This window comes from Cyanobium sp. Cruz CV13-4-11, assembly GCF_024346055.1.
Lineage (GTDB): Bacteria > Cyanobacteriota > Cyanobacteriia > PCC-6307 > Cyanobiaceae > Cyanobium.
The window spans coordinates 84,416-97,635 of the sequence record NZ_JAGQCH010000001.1; the positions used below are offsets into that span (position 1 = coordinate 84,416).

Annotated in this window: 11 protein-coding genes and 1 tRNA gene; 7 read left to right on the plus strand and 5 right to left on the minus strand. The window is 69.5% G+C overall.

All coding sequences use genetic code 11. From position 1 onward, the window contains the following. Nucleotides 1–3: 3 nt before the first annotated feature. Nucleotides 4–561 (minus strand): hypothetical protein, encoded by a 558-nt coding sequence (locus tag KBZ12_RS00500; RefSeq protein WP_254955679.1) that lies wholly within the window; start codon nucleotides 559–561, stop codon nucleotides 4–6. A gap of 67 nt (nucleotides 562–628) precedes the next feature. Here KBZ12_RS00500 and KBZ12_RS00505 point away from each other — a divergent pair, with 67 nt between their 5' ends. Further along, entirely contained in the window at nucleotides 629–1,636 is a 1,008-nt protein-coding gene (locus KBZ12_RS00505) for a ribose-phosphate pyrophosphokinase (RefSeq protein ID WP_254955680.1), read from the plus strand. 11 nt (nucleotides 1,637–1,647) lie between these two features. Continuing rightward, on the plus strand, nucleotides 1,648–2,901 hold the full coding sequence (locus tag KBZ12_RS00510; protein WP_254955681.1) for a glycoside hydrolase family 10 protein: 1,254 nt from the start codon (nucleotides 1,648–1,650) through the stop codon (nucleotides 2,899–2,901). On the opposite strand, the gene pepN is transcribed toward KBZ12_RS00510, so the two are convergent. From pepN to KBZ12_RS00525, 3 genes are all read right to left on the minus strand, one after another. Continuing rightward, nucleotides 2,898–5,606 carry an aminopeptidase N gene (pepN, locus tag KBZ12_RS00515; protein WP_254955682.1) on the minus strand — a complete coding sequence of 903 codons (2,709 nt, stop codon included), beginning with the start codon at nucleotides 5,604–5,606 and terminating at the stop codon, nucleotides 2,898–2,900. The genes KBZ12_RS00510 and pepN overlap by 4 nt on opposite strands. Before the next feature lie 7 nt (nucleotides 5,607–5,613). After that, nucleotides 5,614–6,030, minus strand: coding sequence for a cAMP phosphodiesterase (locus KBZ12_RS00520; protein WP_254955683.1), 417 nt, complete (start codon nucleotides 6,028–6,030; stop codon nucleotides 5,614–5,616). A gap of 113 nt (nucleotides 6,031–6,143) precedes the next feature. After that, nucleotides 6,144–6,701: a hypothetical protein gene (locus KBZ12_RS00525; RefSeq protein WP_254955685.1), complete on the minus strand. Its 558-nt coding sequence runs from the start codon at nucleotides 6,699–6,701 to the stop codon at nucleotides 6,144–6,146. 145 nt (nucleotides 6,702–6,846) lie between these two features. Here KBZ12_RS00525 and KBZ12_RS00530 point away from each other — a divergent pair, with 145 nt between their 5' ends. Together KBZ12_RS00530 and KBZ12_RS00535 are read left to right on the plus strand one after the other, a co-directional pair. Further along, a complete protein-coding gene (locus KBZ12_RS00530; protein ID WP_254956007.1) occupies nucleotides 6,847–8,028 on the plus strand; it encodes a histidine kinase in 1,182 nt (393 codons plus the stop codon). A gap of 64 nt (nucleotides 8,029–8,092) precedes the next feature. Then, nucleotides 8,093–8,165: transfer RNA gene (locus KBZ12_RS00535), tRNA-Glu, on the plus strand. 42 nt (nucleotides 8,166–8,207) lie between these two features. Here the strand turns inward: KBZ12_RS00535 and KBZ12_RS00540 are convergent. Further along, nucleotides 8,208–8,726, minus strand: coding sequence for an SRPBCC family protein (locus KBZ12_RS00540; protein WP_254956008.1), 519 nt, complete (start codon nucleotides 8,724–8,726; stop codon nucleotides 8,208–8,210). Between the two features lie 230 nt (nucleotides 8,727–8,956). Here KBZ12_RS00540 and petH point away from each other — a divergent pair, with 230 nt between their 5' ends. The 3 genes from petH to KBZ12_RS00555 all read left to right on the plus strand — a co-directional run bounded on the left by petH (nucleotide 8,957) and on the right by KBZ12_RS00555 (nucleotide 13,192). Further along, nucleotides 8,957–10,162 (plus strand): ferredoxin--NADP reductase, encoded by a 1,206-nt coding sequence (gene petH / locus KBZ12_RS00545; RefSeq protein WP_254955687.1) that lies wholly within the window; start codon nucleotides 8,957–8,959, stop codon nucleotides 10,160–10,162. 137 nt (nucleotides 10,163–10,299) lie between these two features. Then, nucleotides 10,300–11,823 carry a glucose-6-phosphate dehydrogenase gene (gene zwf, locus KBZ12_RS00550; protein WP_254955689.1) on the plus strand — a complete coding sequence of 508 codons (1,524 nt, stop codon included), beginning with the start codon at nucleotides 10,300–10,302 and terminating at the stop codon, nucleotides 11,821–11,823. Nucleotides 11,824–11,893: 70 nt separating this feature from the next. Beyond that, a complete protein-coding gene (locus KBZ12_RS00555; RefSeq protein ID WP_254955690.1) occupies nucleotides 11,894–13,192 on the plus strand; it encodes a glucose-6-phosphate dehydrogenase assembly protein OpcA in 1,299 nt (432 codons plus the stop codon). The last annotated feature ends 28 nt before the right edge of the window (nucleotides 13,193–13,220 follow it).

Here is a 13,220-nt window from a genome sequence, read left to right on the forward strand (position 1 = left end):
GCCCTAGGCCGCCTGCAGCACCCGCCAGCGGCCCCGCAGCACCTGCCGCAGCGCCGCCATCGCGGCCCCGGCTTCCTCGGCTGCCTCGCCGCTCTCCACGCCCGTTTCCGGCAGCCAGCCCAGCCAGGGCAGGCCGTCGCGGCGGCGCAGTGCCGGCTGCCAGTCGCCGCCCACCTGCACCAGCCCGGCCAGGGGCACCCGCCAGTGCTCCAGCAGGGCGGCGCCGGCCGCCGGCAGCCCCGTGGCCATCTGTTCGCCCCGCAGCACCAGCAGGCAGGGCTGGCGCCAGGCCCCGAGGGCCTCGGCCCAGCTGCCGCCCCGCTCCAGCGGCAGCCCCGGATCCAGGGGTAGGGCGGCCAGCCACGGGCTCGCCGCCCCCGCCGTCAGGGCCGTCAGGCCGGCATCGGGATCGCCGGCGCCGGCCAGCTGCCGCAGGGCGACACCTTCAGCGTCGGCGAGCCGCGCCGCCACCGCCGCCAGGCCCTCCAGCTCCCGCCGCAACCCCAGCCCCACCAGCAGCAGGCCGCCGCAGCGCTCCGTTTCGGCCCCTGAAACCGACATGGTTGTTTGCACTGTCCGGGCCGTCTCGCTTCTACCATCGTGCTGCGAAGCAACGCCGCCTGCGCCCTTGTCCACTTTCTCGACCGCTGAACGGGTGGAGCAGAGCGGGCAGCCGCCCCTCACCAGCCACGACCCTCGCCGGTTGCGGTTGTTCTGCGGCAACGCCAACCCCGATCTGGCCCGGGAGATCGGCGCCTATCTGGGCGTGCCCGATGGCCCAAGGGTGATCAAGCGTTTCGCCGATGGCGAGCTCTACATCCAGATCCAGGAGTCGATCCGCGGCTGCGACGTCTTCCTGATCCAGCCCACCTGCGCTCCGGTGAACGACCACCTGATGGAGCTGCTGATCATGGTGGATGCCTGCCGGCGGGCCTCGGCGCGCCAGATCACGGCGGTCATCCCCTACTACGGCTACGCCCGCGCCGACCGCAAGACGGCCGGACGGGAATCGATCACGGCCAAGCTGGTGGCCAACCTGCTGGTCAAGTCCGGCGTCGAGCGGGTGCTGGCCATGGACCTGCATTCCTCCCAGATCCAGGGCTATTTCGACATCCCCTGCGACCACATCTACGGCTCACCGGTGCTGGTCGACTACCTCTCCACCCGGGACCTGGGCGAAGTGGTGGTGGTCTCCCCCGACGTGGGCGGTGTGGCCCGGGCCCGTGCCTTCGCCAAGCAGATGAAGGATGCGCCCCTGGCCATCATCGACAAGCGGCGCTCCGGCCACAACGTGGCCGAAAGCCTCACCGTGATCGGTGACGTGGTCGGCAAGACGGCAATCCTGATCGACGACATGATCGACACCGGCGGCACCATCTTCCAGGGCGCCCAGCTGCTGCGGGCCCGGGGGGCGGCCCGGGTGCTGGCCTGCGCCACCCACGCCGTCTTCTCCCCCCCCGCCGTCGAGCGGCTCTCCACGCCGGGCCTGTTCGAGGAGGTGGTGGTGACCAACAGCATCCCGCTGGCCCCCGACCTGTACTTCCCCCAGCTGCGGGTGCTCTCGATCGCCAACATGCTGGGGGAAACGATCTGGCGGATCCACCAGGAGAGCTCGGTCAGCTCGATGTTCCGCTGAGCGGCACCGCCATGACCGCCACACCGCCGCCCGCCCAGCGGGTGCCCCTCAAGCGCTTCGCCCACCTCAAGCGCCACCTGCCGGTGCCGCTCACCGTGCTGGTCACGGCCCTGCTCGCCCTCACCGTGTGGGCCCCCCGCCCCGCCGCCGCTGAGGGCCGCCTGCCCAAGGGGTTCGAGCGCCGCGTCGGGGTCTGGCTCACCAACAGCCCCAGCCCCCTCTACTACGACGTCAGTCGCATCGAGGCCGCCGTGGCCCAGCTCGATGCCGCCGGCTTCAACACCCTCTACCCCAACGTCTGGAGCAGGGGTGCCACCTTCCACCGCAGCCGCTGGGCGCCGATGGAGCCGGCCCTTGCGAAGGCCAACCCCGGCCTCGACCCGATCTGCCGCTTCACCAAGGCGGCCCACCGCCGCGGCATGCAGGTGATCCCCTGGTTCGAGTACGGCCTGATGGAGCCTGGCGATGCCGAGGTCGTGCAGCGCAACCCGGAGTGGGTGCTGCGCCGCGCCGATGGCAGTGCCCTCTATGCCATGCACGGCGCCAACCTGAAAACCTCCCCGCTCAAGGATCTGCGGGTGTGGCTGAATCCGGCCCACCCGGGCGTGCGCGCCCGCTTCATCGGTCTGATCAAGGAGATCGTCCAGCGCTGCGGCGTCGACGGCATCCAGCTCGACGACCACTTCGCCTGGCCGGTGGAGCTGGGCTACGACCCCTACACCCGCGCCCTCTACCTGGCGGACACCGGCCGGGAGCCGCCCGCCAACTTCAACGACCGCTACTGGATGAAGTGGCGCCGCCAGCAGCTCACCGCCCTGCTGCGGGAACTGCGGGGCACGATGCAGGAGGTGGGCGGCCCGCGCCGCACGGTGATCAGCCTGTCGCCGGGCCCCTTCCGCTTCGCCTACAACCACTGGCTGCAGGACTGGGAGCTCTGGGCCCTGGGCGAACTGGTGGACGACCTGATCGTGCAGAACTACGCCTATTCGGTGAAGGGCTTCGAGCGCGATCTCGACCAGCCGGCGCTGGTCAAGGCCCGCCGCTGGGGCATGCCGGTGGAGATCGGCATCCTCTCCGGGTTCGGTGGCCGCACCCCCGACATGGCCACCATCGAGCAGAAGGTGCGCCTCTCCGCTGCCCGGGGCCACGGCGTGATCTTCTTCTACTGGGAGGGCCTCTGGGGCCAGCACGCCGGGCCGGAGGGAGCCGCCGCCCGGCAGGCCGCCTTCCGCCGCCTCAACAAGGAGGTGTTCGGCAGCCGCTAGGCATCCTCGGCAGCCGTGCCGAGGCATTGCCCCACCACCTCGCGGGTGTTGGTGGAGAGTTCGGCGGCCGCCAACTGGTCGAGGGCCTGCCGCATCCGCTCCCGGCGACCGGGGCCGTAGCTCTGCCAGCGGCTGAACACCTTGGCCAGGCGCGACGCCGTGATCGGATTGCGCTGGTCCAGGGCGGCGATCTGATCGGCCATGAAGCGGTAGCCGCTGCCATCGTCGGCATGGAACACCGATGGATTGCCCGCCAGTCCCCCCAGCACCGCCCGCACCGAATTGGGCGCGGCCGGATCGAAGCGCGGATGCTCGAGCAGCCGCTGCACCCGCTCCAGGCCGTCGGCGAAGGGGGCGGAGGCCTCCAGGGCGAACCAGGAATCGAGGATCACCGGCTTGTGCTCCCAGCGGGCATAGAAGGCGTCCACCGCCTCCTGGCGGGCGGCGATCGGGTGATCCTGCAGCGCCCTCAGGCCCGCCCGGGCCAGGGTCATCGACGGGCCGTCCACCGCCGAGCGGGCGGCGGCGATCACCGACGCGTCGCCGGCTGCCACCCGCCAGCTCCAGATCGAGGCCGTCAGCATCCGGTCGCCCACCCCCTCCGGCCAGGCCAGGGACCATTGGTCGCTGCAGCGCTGCAGGGCCCGCTGCAGCGGTTCGGCCAGGGCCTCCCCGAAGCGGCAACGCAGGGCCTGCAGCGCCGCGAACAGGGCCGGGGGATCGGGCTGCGGCGCGGCATCCTCCAGCTCGGCCAGGCCCGGCAGGGCCAGGAGCACGCTGCGGCTGGCTTCCGACAGGGAGGGATCGGCCAGGATCCGCTCGAAGGCGGCGATCAGCGCCTCTTCCAGGCCCCCATCCACCCGTCCGGCGGCCCGGCGCAGCACGGCCCGCCGCAGCAGCAGCTGGCCCGCGTCCCAGCGGGCGAAGGGGTCGCTGTCGGCGGCCAGCAGGTGCACCAGTTCGCTGGAAGGCCGCCCCAGCGCCACCTTCACCGGCGCCGAGAACTGGCGCAACAGGGAGAGGGCCGGCGGCGGTGACTGGGCCGGCAGCCCCTCAAAGCGGAACACCTGCGCCTCCTGGTCGATCAGCAGCAGGCGCGTGCCCGCCCCCCAGCGGCGGTCCAGCAGCGGGGCGGCGCCGTGGTCGGGATCCTCGGCCACCAGTCGCATCGGCAGGGGCTGGCCCGCCTGACCCACCAGGCCGACGGCCAACGGGATCACCAGGGGCTGCTTGTGGGGCTGGCCGGGGGTGGCGGGGGTCGACTGGCGCACGAACAGCTCCAGGATTCCCGCTGCCTTGTTCCAGCGGCGCCGCACGTGCAGCACCGGCGTGCCCGCCTGGTGGTACCAGCGGCGGAACTGAACGAAATCAAAGGGGGGCAGCCGGCAGTTGTCGTCCAGCTCGCCGGCCGCGTCCTGCATCGCCTGGACGAAGTCCTCGCAGGTGGCGGCGGTGCCGTCGTGGCGCTTCACGTACAGCGCCATGCCCCGCTGGAACGTTTCTTCCCCCAGCAGGGTGTGCAGCACCCGGATCACCTCCGAGCCCTTTTCGTAGATCGTGGTGGTATAGAAATTGTCGATCGCCTGGTACTGATCCGGCTGCACCGGATGGGCCGTCGGCCCGGCATCCTCCCGAAACTGGGTGTTGCGCAGCATCGCCACGTTCTCGATCCGGTTGAGGGCATGGCCATGCAGATCGGCCGAGAAGCTCTGGTCGCGGAAGACGGTGAGCCCCTCCTTCAACGACAGCTGGAACCAGTCGCGGCAGGTGATGCGGTTGCCCGTCCAGTTGTGGAAATACTCATGGGCGATCACACTTTCGATCCGCTCCAGTTCGCCATCGCTGGCCGTGGCGGCATCGGCGAGCACCAGCTTGGAGTTGAAGATGTTGAGGCTCTTGTTCTCCATCGCGCCCATGTTGAAGTGGCGCACGGCGACGATGTTGTACTCGTCGAGGTCGTACTCCAGCCCGTAGACGCGCTCGTCCCACTCCATCGACCGCTTCAGGGACGCCATGGCGTGGGCGGTGAAGGGGGCATCGCCTGGCTCCACGTGCAGGCGCAACTGCACCGTCCGGCCGCTGGCGGTGACGAACGTGTCGCGCACCTCCTCCAGCCGGCCCGCCACCAGGGCGAACAGGTAGGAGGGCTTGGGGAACGGGTCGTCCCAGACGGCGTAGTGGCGGGCCTCCCCGCCGGGCCCGGGCGGCAGGGCGCCGGCCTCGATGCCGTTGCCGTTGGAGAGCAGCACCGGGCAGCTGTCCCGGTCGGCCTCGATCCGCACCCGGAAGCGGCTGAGCAGGTCGGGGCGATCCGGGTGATACGTGATGCGGCGGAAGCCCTCCGCCTCGCACTGGGTGGTGACCATCCCGCCGCTCACGTAGAGCCCTTCCAGGCTGGTGTTGGCCCGGGGATCGAGCCACACCGTGCTGGTGATGAGGAAGGGCCGATCGGGCGGCTGCAGCACCAGCAGGCGGTCGTGCTCGAGCCGGAACGCTTCGGCGGGCAGGGGAACGCCGTCGAGCTCCAGGGAACGCAGTTCCAGATCCACGCCTCTCAGCTCCAGCGGCTCCTCGCCACCAGGCCCGGGGAGGAACGCCAGTCGCGCCTCCACCAGGGCATGGTCGGCGAACAGGCGCACCGTCAGATCGGTGCGCTCGAGCCGGTAGGGCGCCGGACGGTAGTCGGCGAGGTGCACGACGGCCATCAGAGCCTCACTTGGGGGCTGGCTTGGTGGCGCCCTGCTGCTTGATGGCGTCCTGAACCTTCTTCATGACGTCGGCAGGCACTTCCTTGGGGCAGATCTCAGCGGCACCGAGCACGGCCGAATTGATGGCGCCGCGGCGCAGTTCCTCGATGGTGAGGGCCTTGGTGCCCACCTGCTGGATTTCTCCCTTGTGCTGGCCGAGGATCAGCTGGGCGATGGTCTCGCCGGCGATGCCCACTGATTTCTCGAAGTCGATGCCGGCGGCGCGGGAGATGCAGACGTTGACGGCGCCGATACGGGTGTACAGAGCCATCTCAGCGGCGGTGGCGGGTGCGGCATGGGCCGCCACGGGGGCCAGCAGCATCGGCATAGCCACCAGGGGTGCCACCAGCAGCGGCCGGGTGCGGCGAAGCAGGAAAGACAAAGGGGTAGAAATCCGTGAACCCCCATCGTGATGCATCACAGCAGCTGCCACACACGCCGCAGAGTCCGCTCCGCGAGGCGGCCCTGCCGCCATGGCTCCGGTGCCGACAGCGCTTAACCGATCGGTTCTCCGGCGGCCTCCAGCCGGATCTCGTGGTGCAGCTCCACCAGCTCGAGGCTGCCGTGGCGCCAGGTGTGGATCGAACGGGAGCGGTAGTTGTCCCCATCCACCAGGCGGATCTGCTCCAGCACCTCCCAATCGTCGTAGTGGGACTGGAACGCCATGGTGTGCTCATCGATCTGGCGGATCTGGCTGACGGTGGGGGCCCCCGCCAGGTAGCCGCAGCTGCGCCGCAGCTGGTGGCCGCACAGCCAGGCCTCCATGGTCCCCTCCGCCCTGTACTCGGGTTTGGTCTCGAAGAAGGGCTGATGCCCTTCCGCCCACCAGGTGAACCGGTAGCCCTCATCCCCGTCCACCAGTTCGCTGTGGACCTCGATGCGCAGGTTCATGTCCACCCGCAGCACCGCGTCGTCCTCGGTGAAGAAGTAGGTGCGGCGCGACCGCCAGACCCCCAGGTTGCGGGCGAACCAACGCCTCAGGCTGGTGTCGAGGCGGATGCGGCTCTGCACGGGCTTCTCCCTGGAGTGACCGGGATGGGTCGGTGTGGTCATGGCTGGACCTTCCGGGCACGGGGACGCGATGCCTGAAGTCCTAGCGAGGTTCATGGGGTTGTGCCCAGAACCCCATAAGGTTGGGTGCATTGCCGCATGCCTGCCGTTGCCGGTCTTGGGGGAGTCCGAGTTCCCGACGTCGGCGGTGTCAGCCGCCACCGCCGAGGCCAGCGCCGCCGGCGCTGAGGCCCAGAAACCGCTCAAGCTGCTGCTGGTGGCGGCCCGCCACCACATGGCCTCGGCCGATCTTCGTGCCCTGCTTGGCTTTCTCAACTCGGAAGAGTGCACCTGCAAGCTGACGCTGCAGGTGGCCGACCCGGCCGACCATCCCGAGCTGCTCGAACTGCACCGGCTGGTGGCCACCCCGGCCCTGATCAAGCTCGATCCCCTGCCCAAGCAGGTCTTCGCCGGCAACACCCTGGCCCAGCAGCTGCGCATCTGGCTGCCCCGCTGGCAGCAGATGGAGGTGGTCACCACCCTCGGGCTCAGCCTGCGGCCGGCGGAGATCGACGGCAGCCGCAGCCAGCGGGAGGTGCAGCTCGAGGACCAGCTGCTGGTGCTGCGTCAGGAGAACGAAACCCTGATCGAGCGGCTCGGGGTCCAGGAGAGGCTGCTGCGCATGGTGGCTCATGAGCTGCGCACCCCCCTCACCGCCGCCAAGCTGGCCCTGCAGAGCCACGCCCTGGGCCAGATCGACGAGAGCCGCTTCCGTGACGTGCTCAACCGCCGGCTCGATGACATCGAGGCCCTCTCCCGCGACCTGCTGGAGGTGGGCACCACCCGCTGGGAGGCCCTGTTCAATCCCCAGCGCCTCGACCTGAGCCAGGTGGCGGCCGAGGCGATCCTTGAGCTGGAGAAGCTCTGGGTGGGTCGGGGGCTGCGGCTGGTCACCGACATCCCCGCCGACCTGCCCGACGTCCACGCCGACCAGCGGCGCATGCGGCAGGTGTTCCTCAACCTGCTGGAGAACGCCCTGAAGTTCACCCCCGATGGCGGTAAGGTGAGCCTCAGCCTCATGCACCGCACCAGCCAGTGGGTGCAGGTGAGCATCTGCGACAGCGGCCCTGGCATCCCCCGCCAGGAGCAGCACCGCATCTTCCAGGACCGGGTGCGGCTGCCCCAGACCTCCGGCACCACCTCCGGCTTCGGCGTCGGTCTGTCCGTCTGCCGCCGCATCGCCGAGGTGCACGGCGGCCGCATCTGGGTGGTGTCCGAGCCCGGAGAGGGCGCCTGTTTCAACTTCACCGTGCCGGTCTGGACCGGCCAGAGCTCGCCCGATCCCGATCGTGTCGCCGCCGTCGGGCCTGGCGCCAGCGACCTTTCTTGACGAAGGGTCCCTTCGGCCCGTAGCGTCCATCACATCAGATCGGCCGAAAGCCGGCTGTGGCCTCGCCCCCATCGTCTAGAGGCCTAGGACACCTCCCTTTCACGGAGGCGACAGGGGTTCGAATCCCCTTGGGGGTATGCATCGGTTACGGGTCCGAGGCGATGTCGCCTTGGACCGAATCAGCCTGATTCGAAGCGCTGCTGGGCTTCGCGCTGCACGCCCCGCAGGTTGCTGGCCAGGTCCTCCTTGAGGCGCTGCTCGATCAGACCGATCGGCATGCCCGGCTTGCCCTGCACGGTGAGGTCGTAGAGGAGCCAGGTGCTGGTGTCGTCGACGCCGACCTGCCAGAGGCCCTGGAAGCAGCGGAAATCGCCCTCCAGCATGCGGAAGGCGAGGCGTCCCTGGTCGGGCTCTTCATTCAGCTCCAGCTGCACGCGGGCACTGAAACGCAGGCCGCAGAACTGCTGGGTGCCCACCTGCTCCAGGGCCACCTGGTTGCCGCGACGCCAGAGCTGGCGGGAACTGGCCAGGTTGGGGATGAAGCGGTCGAGGTGGTCGTAGTCGGTGAGCACCGACCAGATCCAATCGGGGGCAAGACTGAGCCGCAGCTGCACCGCCAGGCGCCGGGTGCCCTGGGGGAGCCGTTCCATCTCCTGCTGGATCGTATCGAGGGAACAACAGGCCTCTCTGGCGACCATGGCCTCGGGGGACGGGAGGGTCACGGGGCTGGGAAAGAACGCCAGGGGCTGGGCCAAGACGGATCGGAGCTCGCTCGGGGCTGGGGGGAGGGTGGCAGCGGACGGCACCGGTAAGGGTGTGTCGGAACACAAACTAGCCCGCGTTTCCGCTTTGCGGTCAAAGATCCCACCCCGAGGGGGCGTGAGGCGAGTTCTCTATGATCAGCCCGATTTTCGGCACCGTAGCCCGCATGCGCGTTTCCACCGGCAAGGCCACCCAGTCCGACGGCCGCATGTTCACGGTTGTCGTCGAAGGCTTCGGCGTCGGTCTGCAGCGGCGGGCGGAACGCCGTCTGACCGTGCCCTTCAGCCAATTGCAGCGACTGATGCAGACCATCGCCCTTCAGGGTGGTCGGATCCGGTCCATCAGCGCTGAAGAGGTCCCGGTCGGTTCCGAACCCCAGGCCTCCGGCAGCGAAGCCGCCACCCAAGCCGCCACCCAAGCCGCCGACGCCCCCGCCGACGCCCCGGCTGCCCCACCCACCCCCGCCAGAAAAGCCCCCGTGAGCCACGCCGACGTCCCGGTCAACCTCTACAAGCCGAAGGACCCCTTCATCGGCACGGTCACCGGCAACTACAGCCTCCTGACCGAAGGGGCCATCGGCCGGGTGAACCACATCACCTTCGACCTCTCCGAAGGCAACCTCCACTACGTCGAGGGCCAGAGCATCGGCATCATTCCCGATGGCGAGGACGCCAACGGCAAGCCCCACAAGCTGCGCCTCTATTCGATCGCCAGCACCCGCCACGGCGACAACTGCGAGGGCGGCACCGTCTCCCTCTGCGTCCGCCAGCTCCAGTACGAGAAGGACGGCAGCACCATCAACGGCGTCTGCTCCACCTTCCTCTGCGACATCGAACCCGGCGCCAAGGTGAAGATCACCGGCCCGGTGGGCAAGGAGATGCTCCTGCCCCCCGATGAGGACGCCAACGTGATCATGTTGGCTACCGGCACGGGCATCGCCCCGATGCGGGCCTACCTGCGCCGCATGTTCGAGCCCAGCGAGCGCGCCAAGAACCCCGAGTACCAGTTCCGCGGCAAGGCCTGGCTGATCATGGGCGTCCCCAAGACCCCCAACCTCCTCTACGAGGACGACTTCCAGCGCTATCTGGCCGAGTACCCCGAGAACTTCCGCTACACCAAGGCGATCAGCCGTGAGCAGCAGAACCCCAGTGGCGGCCGCATGTACATCCAGGACCGGGTCACCGAGCATGCCGATGAGATCTTCTCCCTGATCGAGAACCCCAAGACGCACGTGTACATGTGTGGTCTGCGTGGCATGGAGCCCGGCATCGATGAGGCCATGACCGCCGCCGCCGCCGCCAAGGACCTGAACTGGAGCGAACTGCGGCCCCAGCTCAAGAAGGCCGACCGTTGGCACGTCGAGACCTACTGACCCCCCATGGCCCGCCTCCGGCGGGCCTTTTCTCTGGGCGACGATCCGAGAATGCACACACCGGCAGGCTCCCTGCGGCGGCGATGCAGCGGGATGTCTGGGCAGCCGTTAAACCAGGGTGACCGGACGCCCTCCCCATGACCGCCATCCTCACCAATCCCCTGCGGGTGGGTCTGCGCCAGGAGCGGGTGATCTCGCCCCAGTGCATCGTCATCTTCGGGGCCAGTGGTGACCTCACCCACCGCAAGCTGATCCCGGCGCTGTTCGAACTCTTCCGCCAGCGGCGGCTGCCCAGCGAGTTCGCCGTGCTGGGTTGCGCCCGCCGTCCCTGGAGCGATGAGGAATTCCGCGACAAGATGGGCGCCGCCATGGCCGAGGAGATCGCCTCCCATCGCACCGCCTGGGAGCAGTTCGCCCAGGGGCTCTTCTACGAGCCGGTGGATCTGCAGCAGCCCGACCACCTGGTGCGCCTCGGCCAGCGGCTTGAGGGCATCGACCGGTTGCGGGCCACCCGCGGCAACCGCACCTTCTACCTCTCGGTGTCGCCGGAGTTCTACGGCAGCGGCTGCCGTGCCCTGGCCGGGGCCGGCCTGCTGGCCGATCCGGAACGCAGCCGGGTGGTGATTGAGAAACCCTTCGGCCGCGACTACGCCAGTGCCCAGGCGCTCAACAAGGTGGTGCAGGCCTGCGCCAAGGAAAGCCAGGTGTTCCGCATCGACCATTACCTGGGCAAGGAAACGGTCCAGAACATCCTGGTGCTGCGCTTCGCCAACACGATCTTCGAGCCGATCTGGAACCGCAACTACATCTCCAGCGTCCAGATCACCGCCGCCGAAACCGTGGGGGTGGAGGAGAGGGCCGGCTACTACGAGTCCTCCGGCGCCCTGCGGGACATGGTGCAGAACCACCTCACCCAGATCCTGGCCCTCACGGCCATGGAGGCGCCCGGCCGTTTCGATCCGGAGGCCATCCGCAACGAGAAGGCCAAGGTGCTGCAGTCGGCCCGCCTGGCCAACGAGGAGGAGGCCTGGAAGTGCTGCGTGCGGGGCCAGTACGCCGCCGGCGGCAGCCTGACCAAGCCCCTGCCCGGCTACCGCCAGGAGCCGGGGGTGAACGCCAACAGCACCACGGAAACCTATGTGGCCATGAAGGTGGCCATCAACAACTGGCGCTGGCAGGGTGTCCCCTTCTATCTGCGCACCGGCAAGCGCTTGCCGAAGCGCCTCAGCGAGGTGGTGCTCACCTTCCGGGAGGCCCCGGTGCACCTGTTCGATGCCGCCGGTGGCGCCCCCACCCCCAACCAGCTCATCCTGCGCATCCAGCCCGATGAGGGCGCCGAGTTCAAGTTCGAGGTCAAGGCCCCCGGCTCCGGGATGCGCAGCCGCCCCGTCGACATGGCCTTCAGCTATGACGAATCCTTCGGTGAACCCTCCGATGAGGGCTACGTCCGGCTGCTGGCCGACGCCATGCTGGGGGATCCCACCCTGTTCACCCGCAGCGACGAGGTGGAAGCGGCCTGGCGCCTCTACACGCCGCTGCTGGCCCTGATCGAGGAATCCCCCTGGCAACTGCCGGTTCACCCCTACGAAGCCCGCACCTGGGGGCCGGCCGCCGCCGATGGCCTTCTGGCCGATGACGGCCTGATCTGGCGCCGCCCCTGAGGGACGGGTCCTGTCCCTCCTCTGCCTCCAGCTCCCCAGCCCAGCGACCACCGCCCCCTGCCGCGCCCCCATGGCTCCCCAGCTCACCCTCCAGGCCCCCCTCGATCTGCCGCCCGAGGAGGTCCATCCCTACCTCCAGCGCCTCTGGACCCAGGACCTGGAGGGGTCCATCGGTGCCGCCACCTTCACCTTGGTGGTGTGGGAGCCCTCCTGGCTCGAGCAGCAGATGGTGCGCATCGGCCGGGTGGATGGGCCCATCACCGGCCTGCTGCGCAAGGAGCTGCTGGAGGCGGCCCGCCACGCCCTGCCGGACACCGACCTGCCCCTCAGCACGGCTCCGATGGATCCCCGGCTGGCCTGGGCCATCGGCCAGAAGGATGGCGACCACCGGGTGCAGGACCTGCGGGGCCAGTTCGTTGAAAGCGCCATCAGTGCCCACATGCCGCGGCGGCTGATCACCCTGGCCCCCACCCTCGATCCCGGCCATCCCCTCGAGACCCTGGTGGCGGCCTACTGCCCGTTGCCGGAGGAGGGTGGCGCCGGAGCCGCCTGCGGCGACGTGGTGGTGCTGCGCGGCGGCATGGGGGCGCTGCAGCAGAGTCTCGACCTGTTCCAGACCCTGGTGGACGACACCCTGCCCTGCTGGGTGTGGTGGAACAGCAGCCTGGATGAACCCTCCGAGATGCTGGAGGCGCTGGCGCCGGTGCCCCGGCGGCTGGTGATCGACAGTTCCCTCGGGGAGCCGCGCCGCTGCCTCGATCTGATGCTGGCCCGGATCAGCTCCGGCCAGGCCGTCAACGATCTCAACTGGCTGCGGCTGCGCACCTGGCGCGAGTCCCTGGCCATGGTGTTCGACCCCCCGTCCCGTCGGGATGCCCTCGGCCATGTGGTGCAGCTCGACATCGACGTGGAGGGGGACCACCCGGTCAAGGGGTTGCTGCTGGCGGCCTGGATCGCCGACCGCCTGGGTTGGCACCTGGTGACCAGCTATGCGGTGGAAGTGGACGGGCCGGGCCCGGGAATCACCGCTGAGTTCGAGCGCACCGACGGCGTGGCGGTCCAGTTCACGCTCATGCCCGTGCCCATGGGAGTGCCCAAGACCCACCCCGGCGCCATCGTCGGCATGCGGCTGATCTGCGAACCGGTGAGCCGGCCGCCCCTGTGCGTGATCCTCTGTTCGGAATCGGGGGGCTGCATGCGGCTGGAGTCGGGGGGGATGGCGAGCATGGAGCTGGCCGAGGGGGTGGTGCCCCTGCCCGAGGAGAGCGAAGAGATGGAAATGGCCCGCCTGCTTTCCGGCGGCCACGATTCCACCTCCCCGCTGCTGGCGGCGGCCGTGCCCCTGGCGGTCACCCTGCTGCCAGGCTGAAGCACTCTCCTCTCGCGGCGCGCCGACG

Coding starts and splice junctions, on each gene's coding strand:
- KBZ12_RS00525 (WP_254955685.1), bottom strand. CDS start 6,701: ATGACCACACCGACCCATCCCGGTCACTCCAGGGAGAAGCCCGTGCAG.
- KBZ12_RS00555 (WP_254955690.1), top strand. CDS start 11,894: ATGGCTCCCCAGCTCACCCTCCAGGCCCCCCTCGATCTGCCGCCCGAG.
- petH (WP_254955687.1), top strand. CDS start 8,957: ATGCGCGTTTCCACCGGCAAGGCCACCCAGTCCGACGGCCGCATGTTC.
- KBZ12_RS00510 (WP_254955681.1), top strand. CDS start 1,648: ATGACCGCCACACCGCCGCCCGCCCAGCGGGTGCCCCTCAAGCGCTTC.
- KBZ12_RS00540 (WP_254956008.1), bottom strand. CDS start 8,726: ATGGTCGCCAGAGAGGCCTGTTGTTCCCTCGATACGATCCAGCAGGAG.
- zwf (WP_254955689.1), top strand. CDS start 10,300: ATGACCGCCATCCTCACCAATCCCCTGCGGGTGGGTCTGCGCCAGGAG.
- pepN (WP_254955682.1), bottom strand. CDS start 5,606: ATGGCCGTCGTGCACCTCGCCGACTACCGTCCGGCGCCCTACCGGCTC.
- KBZ12_RS00500 (WP_254955679.1), bottom strand. CDS start 561: ATGTCGGTTTCAGGGGCCGAAACGGAGCGCTGCGGCGGCCTGCTGCTG.